Here is a 13277-nt window from a genome sequence, read left to right as displayed (position 1 = left end):
CTCGCCTCCGGCGCAGCCGTCCTCGCCTCCGGCGCAGCCGTCCTCGCCTCCGGCGCAGCCGTCCTCGCCTCCGGCGCAGCCGTCCTCGCCTCCGCAGTGGCCGTCCGGTCCGCAGACCCCTCCGCCGGGGCATCCGTGGCTGCCGGACCGGGACGCTCACCAGCGTCCGGCCGCCGCCCAGACCGGCCCGCACGGCCAGGTCGGCCCCCGCCCCGAGGTGGACGAGGACGACCTCGACGAGTTCGCGCCCGTGACACGCCCGGAGTACAGGACCGTCCGGCCGCCCGTGCTGGAGGCGGACGTCACCCGGCCCGAGCACCGCGAACCGCCGGCCGACGTGACGCGTCCCGAGCACCGCAGGCCGCCGGCGGACGTCACGCGCCCCGAGTACCGGACGCCGCGCGCGGACGCCCCGACGCCCCGCCCGCCCACCGGCCCCCAGCCGCTCCAGCCGTCCGGCCCGCAGCCCGTGCTGCCGTCCGGCCCGCAGCCGCTCCCGCTCCCGCCGGAGCCCCGCCCCGAGGCACGGCCCGCGGACCGGGAGCCGCCGGCGCCCGCGACCCCGGAGCCGCCCGCCGGGGACGACGACGCTCCGGACCAGGGACGCGCCGGCCGGCCGCGGGCGGCCGGAGAGATCGTGTTCCCGCCGCGCGACCGGCCGGTCGAGCACGACGACCGCAGCGACACCGTCGTGTTCGGCATTCCACGCGTGGAGCGGTGACCGATGACCCCCCACTCTGACACCGGAAACGGAGAGCTATGAACCCCCGCCAGCGACGCGGAGTCCTGCTGATGATCCTGGCCGCGCTCGGCGCCGTGGTGGTGTTCACCGGCATCCTCAGCTACGTGGGGTCGGTGCGCGCCGAGGTCGGGGTGAAGACCGAGGTGCTGCGCCTCAAGACGCCGGTCGCGGCGTTCACCCGGGTCTCACCGGACAACCTCGACCACGTCTGGGTGCCGAAGAAGTGGTCGCCGAACACGATGATCACCGACCTCTCCCAGCTCGACGGGAAGGTCGCCTCGGCGGACCTGCCGGCCGGCGCCTACCTCCAGACCGGGATGATCACCCCCGGGCCTACCCTCCAGGCCGGCCAGCGCGAGATCTCCATCATGATCGACGCCGAGACCGGCGTCGCCGGCCGGGTCCGCAAGGGGATCCACGTCGACATCTACGCGACCTACCAGAAGAACCAGGGGAGCAACAACCAGCAGGCGTGCGCGGCGCGCATCGTCAAGTCGGCCCTGGTCACCCAGATCGGCCAGGTCACCGACGTGCGGAGCGAGAAGAACAACACCGTCACCGACAAGCAGCTCCCCATCACGTTCGCGCTCAGTGCGGCGGACAGCCTGAAGCTCACCCGCGAGGAGAGCTTCGCGACCAAGATCCGCCTCGCGCTGATCGGCGGCTCCGGCGACACCCCGGACGGCGTCTCGATGCCGCCGGTGTGCGAGACCACTCCGGCGAGGTGACATGAGCATCCAGGTACTCCTCGGCGTCGAGGACCGCGACGTCGCGACGGCGCTCGCCGGGCAGTTCCGCGAACTGCCCGACCTCGAGGTCGTCGCGGTCGAGACGGTCTCCGGCCACGTCCAGGGCACGGTCGCGTCGGTGCCCGCGCTCGACGTGGTGATGGTCCACGAGGGCCTCGGCCCGCTGCCCGCGCTCGACCTGGTCCGCGACCTGGTCAGCCGGTACCCGCAGCTCGCGGTGATCCTCATCGTGGACGAGGCCAGCACCGAGACGTTCTCGGCCGCGATGGCGGCGGGCGCGCGCGGCGTGATCCAGCGCGACCCGACCCTGTCGGAGCTGCAGAACCGGGTCACCCAGGCGGGCGAGTGGTCCCGGACGATGCGGCGGCACTTCAGCTCGCCGCAGGCGATGGTCTCCGGGCAGCAGGGCACGCTCGTCACGCTGTGCGGGGCGAAGGGCGGCGTCGGCACCACGACGGTCGCGATCCATCTCGCCATCGCCGTCGCGTCGTCCGGACGGTCGGTCTGCCTGATCGACATGGACCTCCAGAACGGCGACATCCCCGGCTACCTGGACATCCAGCACCGGCACACCATCTCCGACCTGGCCGCCGCGGGCGACCTGGACGCGGGCGTGGTGTCCGAGGCGCTGTACGTCCACAAGTCCGGGCCGCACCTGCTGCTCGCGCCGGGCAACGGCGAGGACGCCGAGGAGGTGTCGGCCCGCGCGATCCGGCAGATCCTCACGCTTGTCCGCTCTCGCTACGAGGTCGTCATCGTCGATGGCGGGACACATGTGTCCGACGCGAACGCCATGGCGGTCGAGCTGGCGGACGAACTCGTCGTGGTCGCGACACCGGACGTCCCGGCGCTGCGGTCGGCGCGGCGGCTGACCGACCTGTTCGCCCGCCTGACCATCCGCAAGCAGGAGGACGCCACGGTCCTGCTGACCCGGGCCGACCGCAAGAACGAGATCCAACCCGATCTGGCGAAGAAGATGATCGGCGCGGCACGGCTGCGGGAGAGCCAGATCCCGGCCGTCTTCCGGGCGTTGGAGGAGGCCGCGAACACCGGAGCGCCCTCGGCGGTCAAGAACAACGACTTCCGCAGGGCCGTCGGCAGGTTCGCCGGGGAACTCGGCCTCGTCCGCGCCGACTCCCACGACGGCAAGGGCAGGAGCAGGGGGAAGGGCGCGGAGAAGGACAAGGGCGCCGTCGCCTTCGAGTTCTCCGCTCTCTTCCCGATGATCGTGCTGATCATGCTGCTCTGCTGGCAGGTGGTCCTGGTCGGGCTCACCTCCATGTACTCCTCGAACGGCGCGAACTCCGCGGCGCGCGCCGTCGCGGTGATCGGCTACGACAAGAGCCCGACCCCCGAGGGGAAGGCCAACCGTGAGGAGGTCCGCAGCCGGACCGTCGCGCGAGTCAAGGGCAAGTGGAAGGACAGGAAACACCTGTCGATCGATGTCCAGGGGGACTACGCCCTGGTGACCATCGACGTCCCCATCCTGCTGCCGGGGATCGGGAGTTCCTGGGGCATCACCACCAAAGCCAAGATCGTTCACGAGGACCAGTGAGGCGGCGGCATGGGCGCATCGGGCACGCGGCCGCGAGGGCCACGGGGCGACCGGGGAGCCACGGCCCTGGAGTTCGCCGCCGCCCTCCCCTTGGCACTGTTCGTGATCTTTTTCGCCTACCAGGCATGGGTGGCGTCGACGACGGTCGAACGCGTGGAGAACATCGCCCGGACCGGTGCCCGCGAGGCCAGCCAGGACTACTCCCCTGACGAGTGCCGCCGTTATGCGCTGAACACCAAGCCGCACTGGATCAGCGACTACGAGGTCGAAGGCGGGGCGACCACGGTCGACGGAACCGACGCCGTGTACTGCCGCGTCAAGGCGAAGCTGCCGCTTCTCTGGAAGGGCATCCCCCTGGACTACACCGTCACCCGTACCTACACGCTCCCACTTGGATAGCCATGGCGCTCAAGGACCGACTCGAAGAGGACCGCTCGGCCCACGACCGGAGCAGCAAGTCCAGCGTCTCGCACTGGCGGGCGCGGCTGCTGGAGGAGATCAACCTCGACGAACTGGCGCGCCTCACGATGGCCCAGCGCCGGTCCCGGCTGGAGAAGGTCACCGGCCTGCTGCTCAGCCGCGAGGGCCCGGTGCTCTCGCCAGGGGAGCGCGCCAACCTGATCCGCCGGATCGTGGACGAGGCGCTCGGGCTCGGCGTGCTCGAACCCCTGCTCGCGGATCCGAACATCACCGAGATCATGGTGAACGGCCCGGACGCGGTGTTCGTCGAGCGCGCCGGCCGGGTGTACCGGCTGGACGGCGGGTTCGCCAGCGAGGAGCAGCTGTACCAGACCATCGACCGCATCGTCTCGCAGGTGAACCGCCGGGTGGACGAGTCGAGTCCGATGGTGGACGCGCGGCTGCCCACCGGCGAGCGGGTCAACGTCATCATCCCGCCGCTGTCACTGTCCGGGCCGATCCTCACCATCCGGCGGTTCCCGCGCGCCTACACGGTCGAGGAGCTCGTCGGGATGCGGGCGATGGACGCCGCGACCGGAATGCTGCTCGCCTCGTTCGTCCGGGCCCGGCTGAACCTGGTCATCGCGGGCGGCACCGGCACGGGCAAGACCACCATGCTGAACGCGCTGTCGGCGTTCGTGCCGGAGACCGAGCGCATCATCACGATCGAGGACTCCGCCGAGCTCCAGCTCAAGCAGGCGCACGTCATCCCGCTGGAGTCACGGTCGGCCAATATCGAGGGCAAGGGCGCGATCACGATCCGCGACCTCGTCCGCAACGCGCTGCGCATGCGCCCGGACCGGATCATCGTCGGTGAGGTCCGGGGCGGTGAGACGCTGGACATGCTCCAGGCGATGAACACCGGCCACGACGGCTCGCTGGTGACCGTGCACGCCAACTCGAGCGACGACACCATCCACCGGCTCCAGACCCTCGCGAGCATGAGCGACGTCAAGCTGCCCTTCGAGGCCGTCCGCGACCAGATCAGCAGCGCGATCGACGGGGTCGTCCAGCTCAGCCGGGGCCCGGACGGCTCGCGTCGGATCGTGGAGATCGCCGTCGTCGACAAGACGGTGCGGGGACGGCTCATCCTTCAGCCGGTGATGCAGTTCGATTCCGAGCCGATCGGTGCGGACCGCGTCGTGCGCGGAGAGTTCCGGCCTCTGCCGCTGCCGTCCGCGCTGGCCACCCGGTTGTTCCACGCCGGTGAGTCCATCCCCCCCGCATTCGCCCCGGTCTCCGCCGGGGGCGTGGCGGCTCCCGACCCCTCGCCCCTCAACCCCCCGGGCCTGGGCACAGCGCACCCCAACGGGGTCGTTCCGCCTGGTTCGGAGTATCTGCACGGATCATCCGGAGGCGCGTGATGCGCGGCCGACCGAAAGGAAGCGGTACCCGATGAACCTGCCGTTGCCAGTGATCCTCGCGATCCTGGCGCTGACCCTCGCGCTGGCGACCTGGGGTGTCGGGGACCTGCTCACCGGATGGGGGCAGCGCCGCCGCCTGGTTTCGCGGGCCGAGCTCGGGCTCGAGACCGCCTCCGACGGCCCGCTCGTCCGCCTGGACGAGCTCCTGCTCCGCACGACCTGGGGCAAGACCCTCGGACGGCGCCTGCACAACTCCGGCCTCCGGATCAGGCTGTCGGTCTTCGTCCTGCTCATCGCGGCGGTCGGAACGCTCGCGATCATCCTCATCGGGGAGTGGATCGGGGAGGTCTACGGGGTGGCCGCCGCAATCGGCGTCGGCGTGATGTTCTTCTCCTATCTCCGCCGGCGGGAGGAGCGGCGCAAGGAGGAGTTCATCGCGCAGCTGCCCGAACTGGCACGGGTCCTGTCGAACGCCACCCATGCGGGACTGGTGATGACCACCGCCATCGAGATCGCCGCCGACGAACTGGCCGACCCGGCGGGGGACGAGCTCAGGCGCACCGCCGACGCCCTCCGGCTGGGCCAGCCGCTGGAAGAGGCGCTGCACGACCTGGGCGAGCGGCTGCCGTCCCGGGAGCTGGGCGTGCTGATCAGCACGCTGATGGTCTCCGCCCGGGCCGGCGGCTCCCTGGTCACCGCGCTGCGCACGATCTCCACCACGCTGGAGGACCGCAAGGAGATCCGGCGTGAGGTCCTCACCATCATGGGGGAGGCGACGGTGACCAATATCAGCATCATCGGACTGAGCCTGGTCGCCATCGCCATGATCAATTTCATCCAGCCCGGTGCGCTGCGGACGATGAGTCATCACCTCGTCGGCCAGGTCATCCTCGGCATCGCGGCGCTGATGTTCACCACCAGCGTCATCATCGTCCGCCGCATCACCCGGATCGACGTGTGAGGAACCGATGACCGTTCCCATTCTCCTGGCCGCGGCGGCCGCGCTGTGCGTGCTGTTGACCGTCTGGGCAGGCGCGCTCCTCACCTCGGGTGAACGGGTCAGCGGCAGCGCCGTTCCGGAAACCGCAGCACAGGTGAAGGACGAGGCGTTCATCTTCGACCGGATCGCCGAACGAGTGGGCGGTCCGTTCGTGGGTCCGATGATGGACCTGCTCGGTCCTTGGCGGGTGAAGATCCGTCAGCGCATCGACCAGGCGGGGCGACCCGGCGGCATGACGGTCGAGACCTACGCCCGCAGACTGGCCGGATACATCATCCTCTTCGGCGTCCTCTCCCTGCTGCTCCTGCTCCAGGGGCAGACCATGCTCGCCCTCCTGCTGGTACTGGGCGTCCTGCAGCCCGACCTCGCGCTGCACGCCAAGCGCACCGCGCGGCAGGAGCAGATCCAGCGGTCCATGCCGGACTTCCTGGACGTCCTGGCGGTCACCGTGAGCGCCGGCCTCAGCTTCCGGGTGGCCCTGAGCCGGGTGTGCCACAGCATGTCAGGCCCGCTGTCGGAGGAGTTCCTGGTGGCCCTGCGTCAGATGGAGCTCGGCACCTCGCGGCGTGAGGCGTTCCAGGACCTGCGGGACCGCAACAAGTCCGAGTCGGTCGGGTCGTTCGTCACCGCGCTGCTCCAGGCCGAGGAACTCGGCGCCCCGCTGGGCCAGGCGCTCGTCGACATCAGCAACGACATGCGCCGCGAGTCGGCACAGTGGGCCAGGCGGAAGGCGCAGCGGGCCAATCCGAAGATCACCGCCGTGACCATGGGCCTGTCGATGCCCGGCCTGATGCTGGTCGTGGTCGGCGCCATGGCCTACGGCATGCACTTCGGGGGGCTGGGTGGCGTCTTCGGCAACTGACCACAGGGACGCGGGGGGCAGCCTCTTCCCGCGTGCCGAGAGCCGCCCGGAAGCCACCGGCCCCCTCACGGAGCGGGTCGGGGACGCCTTCCGGATGCTCATGCACATCCGGATGCTGATCGCGGCGGCCACCCTCGCGCTGATCTCGCCCGCCAGCCTCCGGCCGGCGCCGTTCCTGCTGATGGCCTCCATCGTGGGGCTCTCGTGGATCACCGGCCGGGGCTGGCAGCTCCTCGCGCCGAGGATCGCCGCCCATCCGCTGCTGTTCGCGTTGGACATGGCGGTGTCGTTCGGGGCCCTGTCGGTCAGCGGAAGCGTCACCGGTCCCTTCTTCCTCTGCACGGTGGTCACCGCGGCCGTGGCGGGCCTGCTGTACCGCTGGCAGGGGATGCTCGGGGTCGCGGCGCTCCAGATCCTCTTCTACTACCTCGTGTACGCGTTCACGACTCCGGGATCGGTGGTGAGTACGTTCCAGACCGTTCTCGGCCAGCCCTTCTACTACCCGCTGGCGGGCTTCGCCGGGGTCGCGCTGCGCCGGCTGCTGGACGAGACCGCCGAGCAGGAGTCCGCGCGCCGCGCCGCCGAAGTGCACGCGGCGGCCGCGGACGAGCGCGCCAGGCTCGCCCGCGAGATGCACGACTCCCTGGCCAAGACGTTGCGTGGCATCGCGCTGTCGGCGTCGGCGCTCCCACTGTGGATCGAGCGGGACGCCCAACGTGCCGCCGTCGAGGCGGGACGGATCGCCGAGGCCGCCGAGGTCGCTTCCCGCGAGGCCCGGGACCTGCTGACCGAACTGCGGGTGGAGGCGCTGGTCCGTCCGCTCGCCGAGGTGATCACGGAGTTGGCCGAACGCTGGTCGGAAGAGACCGGGACCCGGGTCGAACTGGACCTCGACGGAGGGTCGGACCTCCCGCCCGCCGCGCGCCACGAGGTGGTGGCGATCCTCGGCGAGGCACTGACGAATGTCGAACGGCACGCGGACGCCGGACTGGTGAAGATCCGGCTGTCCGGCCTCGACTCCTCGCTCGTCCTGAGCGTCCGTGACGACGGTCGCGGCTTCGAACTTCCCGCACTGCCCGATCTGGCGCGGGACGGTCACTACGGACTGGTGGGCCTGACCGAGCGCGCCGCCCGGGTCGGAGCCGAGGTGGCCCTGGACTCCGAGCTCGGAATCGGGACGGCGCTCACCCTGCGTGTCCCCGGACGGCAAGATGGCAAGAGCACCGAGCGAACGGCTGAGGTGAGTTGATGACGTCCCCCCGGACCATGGTCGTCGATGACAACGTGGTGGTTCGCTCCGGCTTGGTCTCCTTGCTGGAGGCCGCCGGGATCGAGGTCGTCGGCCAGGCCGGCGACGGCCGCACGGCGCTGGAGCTCGCCGGGCGACTCCGGCCGGATCTGATCTTCCTCGACGTTCAGATGCCCCTCATGGGCGGGGTCGAGGCCGTCGAGACGCTCAGCCGGGACGCACGGGTCATCATGCTGACCTACACCGACGACCCTGCGACCGTTCGCGCGGCCATCACCAAGGGCGCGGCCGGGTACCTCGTCCACGGAAGGTTCTCGCCGGAGGAACTCGCCGCGGCGGCATGGCAGGCGGTGGAGGGCGCGAACCCCCTGTCGGACGTCGCGGTCTCCGCCCTGGTCGGAGCGGTTCGAGACAACACTCCGGCGGAGCCGCCGCCTTCTCGTGCGCCACTGCCGGCCGAACCGGACCCGGCCACGAGGTTCGGACTGTCCGCCCGGGAGGCCGACGTCATGCGGCTGATCGTGCGAGGGCGCTCCAACGGTGAGATCGCCAAGGAGCTCTTCCTGGCGGAGAAGACCGTGAAGAACCACGTGAACCGGATCTACGCGAAGCTGGGAGTCCCCTCTCGCGCCGCCGCGATCGCGCATTGGATCGGGACGGTGGACGGTCACCGTTGATCACGAAATCGCACCTCCGGAGTATCCACCGCTTGGGTCCTGGGTCCCTCCCCGGGGCCGGGAATTTTCGGGTCTCCCCTTGGGTCGCAGGACCCTGGGGCGAACTGGCCGCCCTACGTAATGTATGGATTGCCAGAGCGGGACGGGCCAGCGGTGAGGAGAACAACGATGAACAAGATGATCACTCCGGTGAACAACACGCTCATTCCCCTCTACGTCACTCTTCAGACCTTTGTTCAGGGGCGCGTGGAGAAGCTGCAGGAGCGCGAGCGGGGCGCGAGCGCGCTGGAGTACGGCGCGCTGATCCTGGTCGGCGCGGCCGTCATCGCGGTTCTCTGGGCCGCGTTCAACGCGAACGTGAAGGACCAGGTCAGCAACGCCGTCAAGAACATGTTCACCGACGGTGGCGCAAAGAAGGCCAGCTGACGCTGGCCGAGTCCTTGGCGAGCGGAGTAATACGTACGAGAAAAATCGACAGCATAGGGTGAGTCGTCTTGACGACTCACCCTATGCTGTTTTCGTTTCTTGACCACGTTGAGAAGGAGTCGAATGGTGACGCCATTGGGTCGGAGGAAGTCTCCCTGGGTGACGGGGGGTGCTGTTCTCTTGGCGGCGACGCTGGCGCTGTCCGGATGTGGCGGTGAGAAGAAGAAAACCTCCGACGGACACCCGACCACGACTCCGGCGCCGTCCTCGCAGCCGGCCACTCCAGGGAAGCAGTCGGTTCCGCTCTCTCTGGCGGACGGGAAAGCGCGGCTTGAGCTGAAAGGGCTGAGCCGGACGACTGCGACGACGGTGACCGGTCGATTCGCCGTGGTCAACGAGGGCAACACGTCCGTTCAGCTCAAAGGCGTGCTGGGTGACCTGGTCAATGATGCGGACGCGGGGTACGTCCTGTCGCTGAGTGGCATGGGTCTGCTGGACGCCAAGAACGAGAAGCTGTACATGCCGTTCCACAAGGGCTACAAGTGCCTGTGCTCGGAGGTGCCCAGTGAGATCGCACCCGGTGCCACCGAGGAGATGTTCGCGGTTTTCCCCGCGCCTCCCGCCGATGTGCAGCGGGTGACGCTGACCTCGCCCGGGGCCCCGCCGTTCCTGAACGTTCCGATCGGCACGGGCCCGGTGCAGCCGGTTCCGGGTCAGACCGAGGACGCCTCGACGCCCCCGAGCGGCAAGCCGCGCATCCTCCCGGTGCTGGTCACGGCCACCGGGACCGAGCAGGGCGTGGACGACAAGGAGGGCCAGCGGGCGATCAACCTTCAGTCCGACGTGCTGTTCGCCGTGAACAAGGCGGAACTGACCCCACGCGCCGACGGCCTGCTGCGGCAGGTCGCGCAGCAGATCGACGCGTCCAGGGGGACGGCCGTCAAGGTGGACGGGCACGCCGACAACACGGGCAACGACGCGATCAACCAGCCGTTGTCCGAGCGCCGGGCCCAGACCGTCGCGCAACGGCTGAAGGGACTGGTGACTCGGCAGGGGGTCGCCTTCCAGGCCGCCGGACACGGCTCCAGCCGGCCGATCGCCGACAACGGCAGCGACGAGGGGCGGAGGCGGAACCGGCGTGTCACCGTCACCTTCCCCAAGCCGCCCGAACCCGCGCCCGCCCCGGGCTCGGCCAGTGGGCGGCAGCCCGCCGACTTCGCCCCCACGACCGCGGTCGGCAGCGGCGAGATCGCCTACTCCGACGGCCTGCGGTATGAGATCAACGGAATCCATCGCACCGGCGACGGCCTGCTCCTGCTGGTCTGGACGATCAGGAACGCCGGAACCACCGTCCACAATTCGATCAACTTCGATCGCAGCTACGTGATGTACGGGACCTCCGCGGCATGGACCGGCGCTTCGACGCGCGGAGTGATGCTGGAGGACCCGGCCGCCAAGATGCGGTACTGGCCGCTGGAGACCCCTGTGGGCCACTGCGAGTGCTCGTTGTTCGTCAGCAGCATGAGGAGCACGCTTCGTCCCGGTGAGAGCGTGACCGCCTGGAACCTGTACAAGGCGCCGGCGGACATCAGCACCTTCGACGTCTCCATCCCCTCCGACACCCGGCTCGGAGCCGTCGCCCGCGGCATCCGCGTCCAGTGACCGGACGGCCATGCACGCGGCGGGGATCGACGCGGAGTACTAGGCGGGTTCGCGGGGCGGGTGCTGGGTCAACGGGGTGTAGAGCTCGGCGAACAGGTGGGCCATCAGTTCGCGGCGGCTGGAGACGCCGACCTTCTCGAACACGGCCTTGACGTGGTCGCGGACCGTGTGGGGCGACAGGTGCAGGTGCGCGGCGATCTCGGCGGTGCCGAGGCCCCGCGCGACGCATTCGGTGATCTGCGACTCGCGCGGGGAGAGCCGGTACGCCGCGACCAGCAGCGGCGTCACCTCCGAGGCCTTGGCGGGCTCGATGATCACCGCGACCTGGCCGGGTGCGCCGTCCGCGCCGCGCATGCAGGTGGCGTGGCAGGCGAGCCAGGCCCCGGCGTCCGTGCGGATGCGGATCCGCGCGCTTCCGCCGCGTCCGGAGCGGGCGTCGGCGGACGCCTGCCGTGCGACGCCGTAGACCGGGGCGGGCAGCCCGAGCCCGAGAGGGGTGGTCACGGACGGCCCGGACGGCACGTTCGCCAGGTGCCGGCGTGCCTCGTCGTTGGCCGAGACCAGCGTCCCGTCGGCGGTGAACAGCAGGAGTCCGGGGCCGCCGTCCGCCGGGGGCGCGGCCGCGGGACGGGCGAACTCCCGCAGCCGTGCGGCCAGCGGACGCGACAGCGCGGCCAGGAAGCCAATGTCGTCCGAGGTGAAGGCGGGTTCTCCGGCTCCGCGGAAGAGACTGATCGCGCCCCAGGGCCGGCCGTCCACGCGGAGGATCGCGCGCAGTTCGTCGCCGAGACCGCGCGGACGCATGTGCCGCCGGTACAGCGTGCTGCCCTCCGGGGCGTCGCCGGTGCTGTCACGGAGCGCGGCCACGGGGACGGCTGCCCTGGCGAGATCGTCGAAGCGGTTGACGCCCTCGTGCAGCAGCTCGCTGTCCCAGTACACCGCGCAGCCGTCGTCGTCGAGGTTCTCCACCAGGACCGGCGCGGTCATCAGTCCGGTGCCGGGGTCGGTGGTGCGCCAGGCGGCGGCGTCGAACGGGATCGGCCGGCGCAGCCGTGCCGACATCCCCGCGAACAGCTCCGCCGCGTCGTCCGCGCGGGAGGCGCCGCCGAGGATGCGGTCCCGCAGATCGCTCCGCATGGTCTAGCCAACCTCAGGGAGGAGCAGAAGCTTCCCGCTGGTGCGGCGCGCCTCCAGGTCGCGGTGCGCGGCGGCCGCGTCCGCCAGCGCGTACTCGGCCGCGACGTGGGCGCGCAGGCTCCCCGAGGTCACCAGGTCGAACACGTCGCGGGACCGGGCGAGCAGCTCGTCGCGGGCGGCGATGTAGGCGGTGAGGCCGGGCCTGGTGAGGTGGAGCGAGTCCTTCGCGAGCCGTGCGGGAGGGATCGGCGGGACGGGGCCGCTCGCCTCCCCGATCAGCACCATCGCGCCGCGCGGGCGCAGCGCGTCGAGCCCGCCGTCGAACGTGGCCGCGCCGACCCCGTCGTAGACCACGTCCACGCCGTGCCCGCCGGTCAGTCGCCGCGCCTGCCTCGCGAAATCCTCGTAGGAGACGACGTGGTCCGCGCCCCCGTCGAGGGCCCGCTTCTCCTTCTCCGCCGTTGACACCGTCCCGATCACGCGTCCGCCGCGCAGCTTCACCATCTGGGTGAGCAGCGCGCCGAGACCACCTGCGGCCGAGTGCACCAGCGCCGTGTCGCCGGGGCGCACCTCGTACGCCGACCGTGTCAGGTAGTGCGCGGTCATGCCCTGCATCAGGACCGCGCCGGCCGTCCTCAGGTCCAGCTCCGGCGGGACGGGGGCGAGCCGGTCGGCGTGGACAACGGCGCGTTCGGCGTAGGTCCCGCCCGCGGTCCGGACGGTGCCGTCCATCGCCCAGGCCACGCGATCTCCTGGCGCCACGTCCGCTACGTCGGGACCGACCGCCGCGACCGTCCCCGCGCCCTCCACTCCCGGGACGAACGGCAGCGGCACCGGGTAGGCGCCCGCCCGCTGCATGGCGTCGACGAAGTTCACCCCGCTCACGGCGACGTCCACCACCACCTCCCCCGTTCCCGCCGCCGGCTCCTCATCGACCTCGCGGAACGACAGAACCTCCGGCCCGCCGTACCGCCGCATCACGATCGCACGCATCACGTTTCCCTTCGCCAGGTGCCACCGATCGTCGGCCGCCGGGACGGGAACGCGCGATCCCCCGTTCGAGGGATCGCGCGGGATCCGGACGCGACGTGATCATGAAAGCCGCCTACCAAGGGGGGGACACCTGCCATGCGCCTGCGTCTGGTCATCCTGGCCATCGGCACGTTCGCGATGGGGGTCGACACGTTCGTGATCGCTCCCCTCCTCGATCCGATGGCGCACGGCCTCGGCGTCTCACGGACCGCCGCGGGCTGGCTCATCACCGCGTTCGCCCTCGCCTACGCGTTCGGCGGGCCGCCGCTCGCCGCGGCCGTCGGGCACCGCCCGCCCCGGACGCTGCTGCTCGGCGGCCTCGCGGTCTTCGCCGCCGGGAACGCCGTCAACGCCCTCGCCTCC

General features: G+C 70.8%; 13 protein-coding genes and 1 pseudogene. 12 read left to right on the top strand and 2 right to left on the bottom strand.

Features of this window, described 5'->3' with window-relative positions; all coding sequences use genetic code 11:
• The 11 genes and pseudogenes from AB0J52_RS10430 to AB0J52_RS10380 all read left to right on the top strand — a co-directional run.
• A pseudogene (locus AB0J52_RS10430) lies at window positions 1–721 on the top strand (hypothetical protein); the annotation flags it as partial.
• A 38-nt stretch (window positions 722–759) separates the two neighbouring features.
• Entirely contained in the window at window positions 760–1470 is a 711-nt protein-coding gene (cpaB, locus tag AB0J52_RS10425) for a Flp pilus assembly protein CpaB (RefSeq protein WP_500181295.1), read from the top strand.
• 1 nt (window position 1471) lies between these two features.
• Window positions 1472–3046, top strand: a complete 1575-nt coding sequence (locus AB0J52_RS10420; protein ID WP_500181294.1) for a CpaE/TadZ family protein — start codon at window positions 1472–1474, stop codon at window positions 3044–3046.
• Window positions 3047–3055: 9 nt separating this feature from the next.
• On the top strand, window positions 3056–3445 hold the full coding sequence (locus AB0J52_RS10415) for a TadE/TadG family type IV pilus assembly protein (protein WP_500181293.1): 390 nt from the start codon (window positions 3056–3058) through the stop codon (window positions 3443–3445).
• A gap of 2 nt (window positions 3446–3447) precedes the next feature.
• Window positions 3448–4869: a TadA family conjugal transfer-associated ATPase gene (locus AB0J52_RS10410; protein ID WP_500181292.1), complete on the top strand. Its 1422-nt coding sequence runs from the start codon at window positions 3448–3450 to the stop codon at window positions 4867–4869.
• A 31-nt stretch (window positions 4870–4900) separates the two neighbouring features.
• A complete protein-coding gene (locus AB0J52_RS10405) occupies window positions 4901–5830 on the top strand; it encodes a type II secretion system F family protein (protein WP_500181291.1) in 930 nt (309 codons plus the stop codon).
• A gap of 7 nt (window positions 5831–5837) precedes the next feature.
• Window positions 5838–6731 (top strand): type II secretion system F family protein, encoded by an 894-nt coding sequence (locus tag AB0J52_RS10400; protein WP_500181290.1) that lies wholly within the window; start codon window positions 5838–5840, stop codon window positions 6729–6731.
• A gap of 94 nt (window positions 6732–6825) precedes the next feature.
• Complete coding sequence (locus AB0J52_RS10395) at window positions 6826–7980, top strand: sensor histidine kinase (RefSeq protein ID WP_500181289.1); 1155 nt, start codon at window positions 6826–6828, stop codon at window positions 7978–7980.
• Window positions 7980–8657, top strand: coding sequence for a response regulator (locus AB0J52_RS10390; RefSeq protein WP_500181288.1), 678 nt, complete (start codon window positions 7980–7982; stop codon window positions 8655–8657). The genes AB0J52_RS10395 and AB0J52_RS10390 overlap by 1 nt, the downstream gene beginning before the upstream one ends.
• Before the next feature lie 168 nt (window positions 8658–8825).
• A complete protein-coding gene (locus tag AB0J52_RS10385; RefSeq protein WP_500181287.1) occupies window positions 8826–9083 on the top strand; it encodes a hypothetical protein in 258 nt (85 codons plus the stop codon).
• A gap of 180 nt (window positions 9084–9263) precedes the next feature.
• The gene (locus AB0J52_RS10380; protein ID WP_500181286.1) at window positions 9264–10745 is read left to right on the top strand and encodes an OmpA family protein; all 1482 of its coding nucleotides are present in this window, start codon (window positions 9264–9266) and stop codon (window positions 10743–10745) included.
• A gap of 39 nt (window positions 10746–10784) precedes the next feature.
• Here the strand turns inward: AB0J52_RS10380 and AB0J52_RS10375 are convergent, their stop codons facing one another.
• Entirely contained in the window at window positions 10785–11882 is a 1098-nt protein-coding gene (locus AB0J52_RS10375) for a helix-turn-helix transcriptional regulator (protein ID WP_500181285.1), read from the bottom strand.
• 3 nt (window positions 11883–11885) lie between these two features.
• Window positions 11886–12875 carry a quinone oxidoreductase family protein gene (locus tag AB0J52_RS10370; RefSeq protein WP_500181284.1) on the bottom strand — a complete coding sequence of 330 codons (990 nt, stop codon included), beginning with the start codon at window positions 12873–12875 and terminating at the stop codon, window positions 11886–11888.
• Between the two features lie 135 nt (window positions 12876–13010).
• Between AB0J52_RS10370 and AB0J52_RS10365 the strand changes: the two genes are divergently transcribed.
• Window positions 13011–13277 (top strand): MFS transporter (locus AB0J52_RS10365; RefSeq protein WP_500181283.1); only part of this gene is annotated, 267 nt, incomplete at its 3' end.

Origin of the sequence: Spirillospora sp. NPDC049652, assembly GCF_040675125.1 — a bacterium.
Classification (GTDB): domain Bacteria; phylum Actinomycetota; class Actinomycetes; order Streptosporangiales; family Streptosporangiaceae; genus Spirillospora.
Note: the sequence above shows the minus strand (reverse complement) of the source record. Positions and strands in the feature narration are given on the sequence as shown.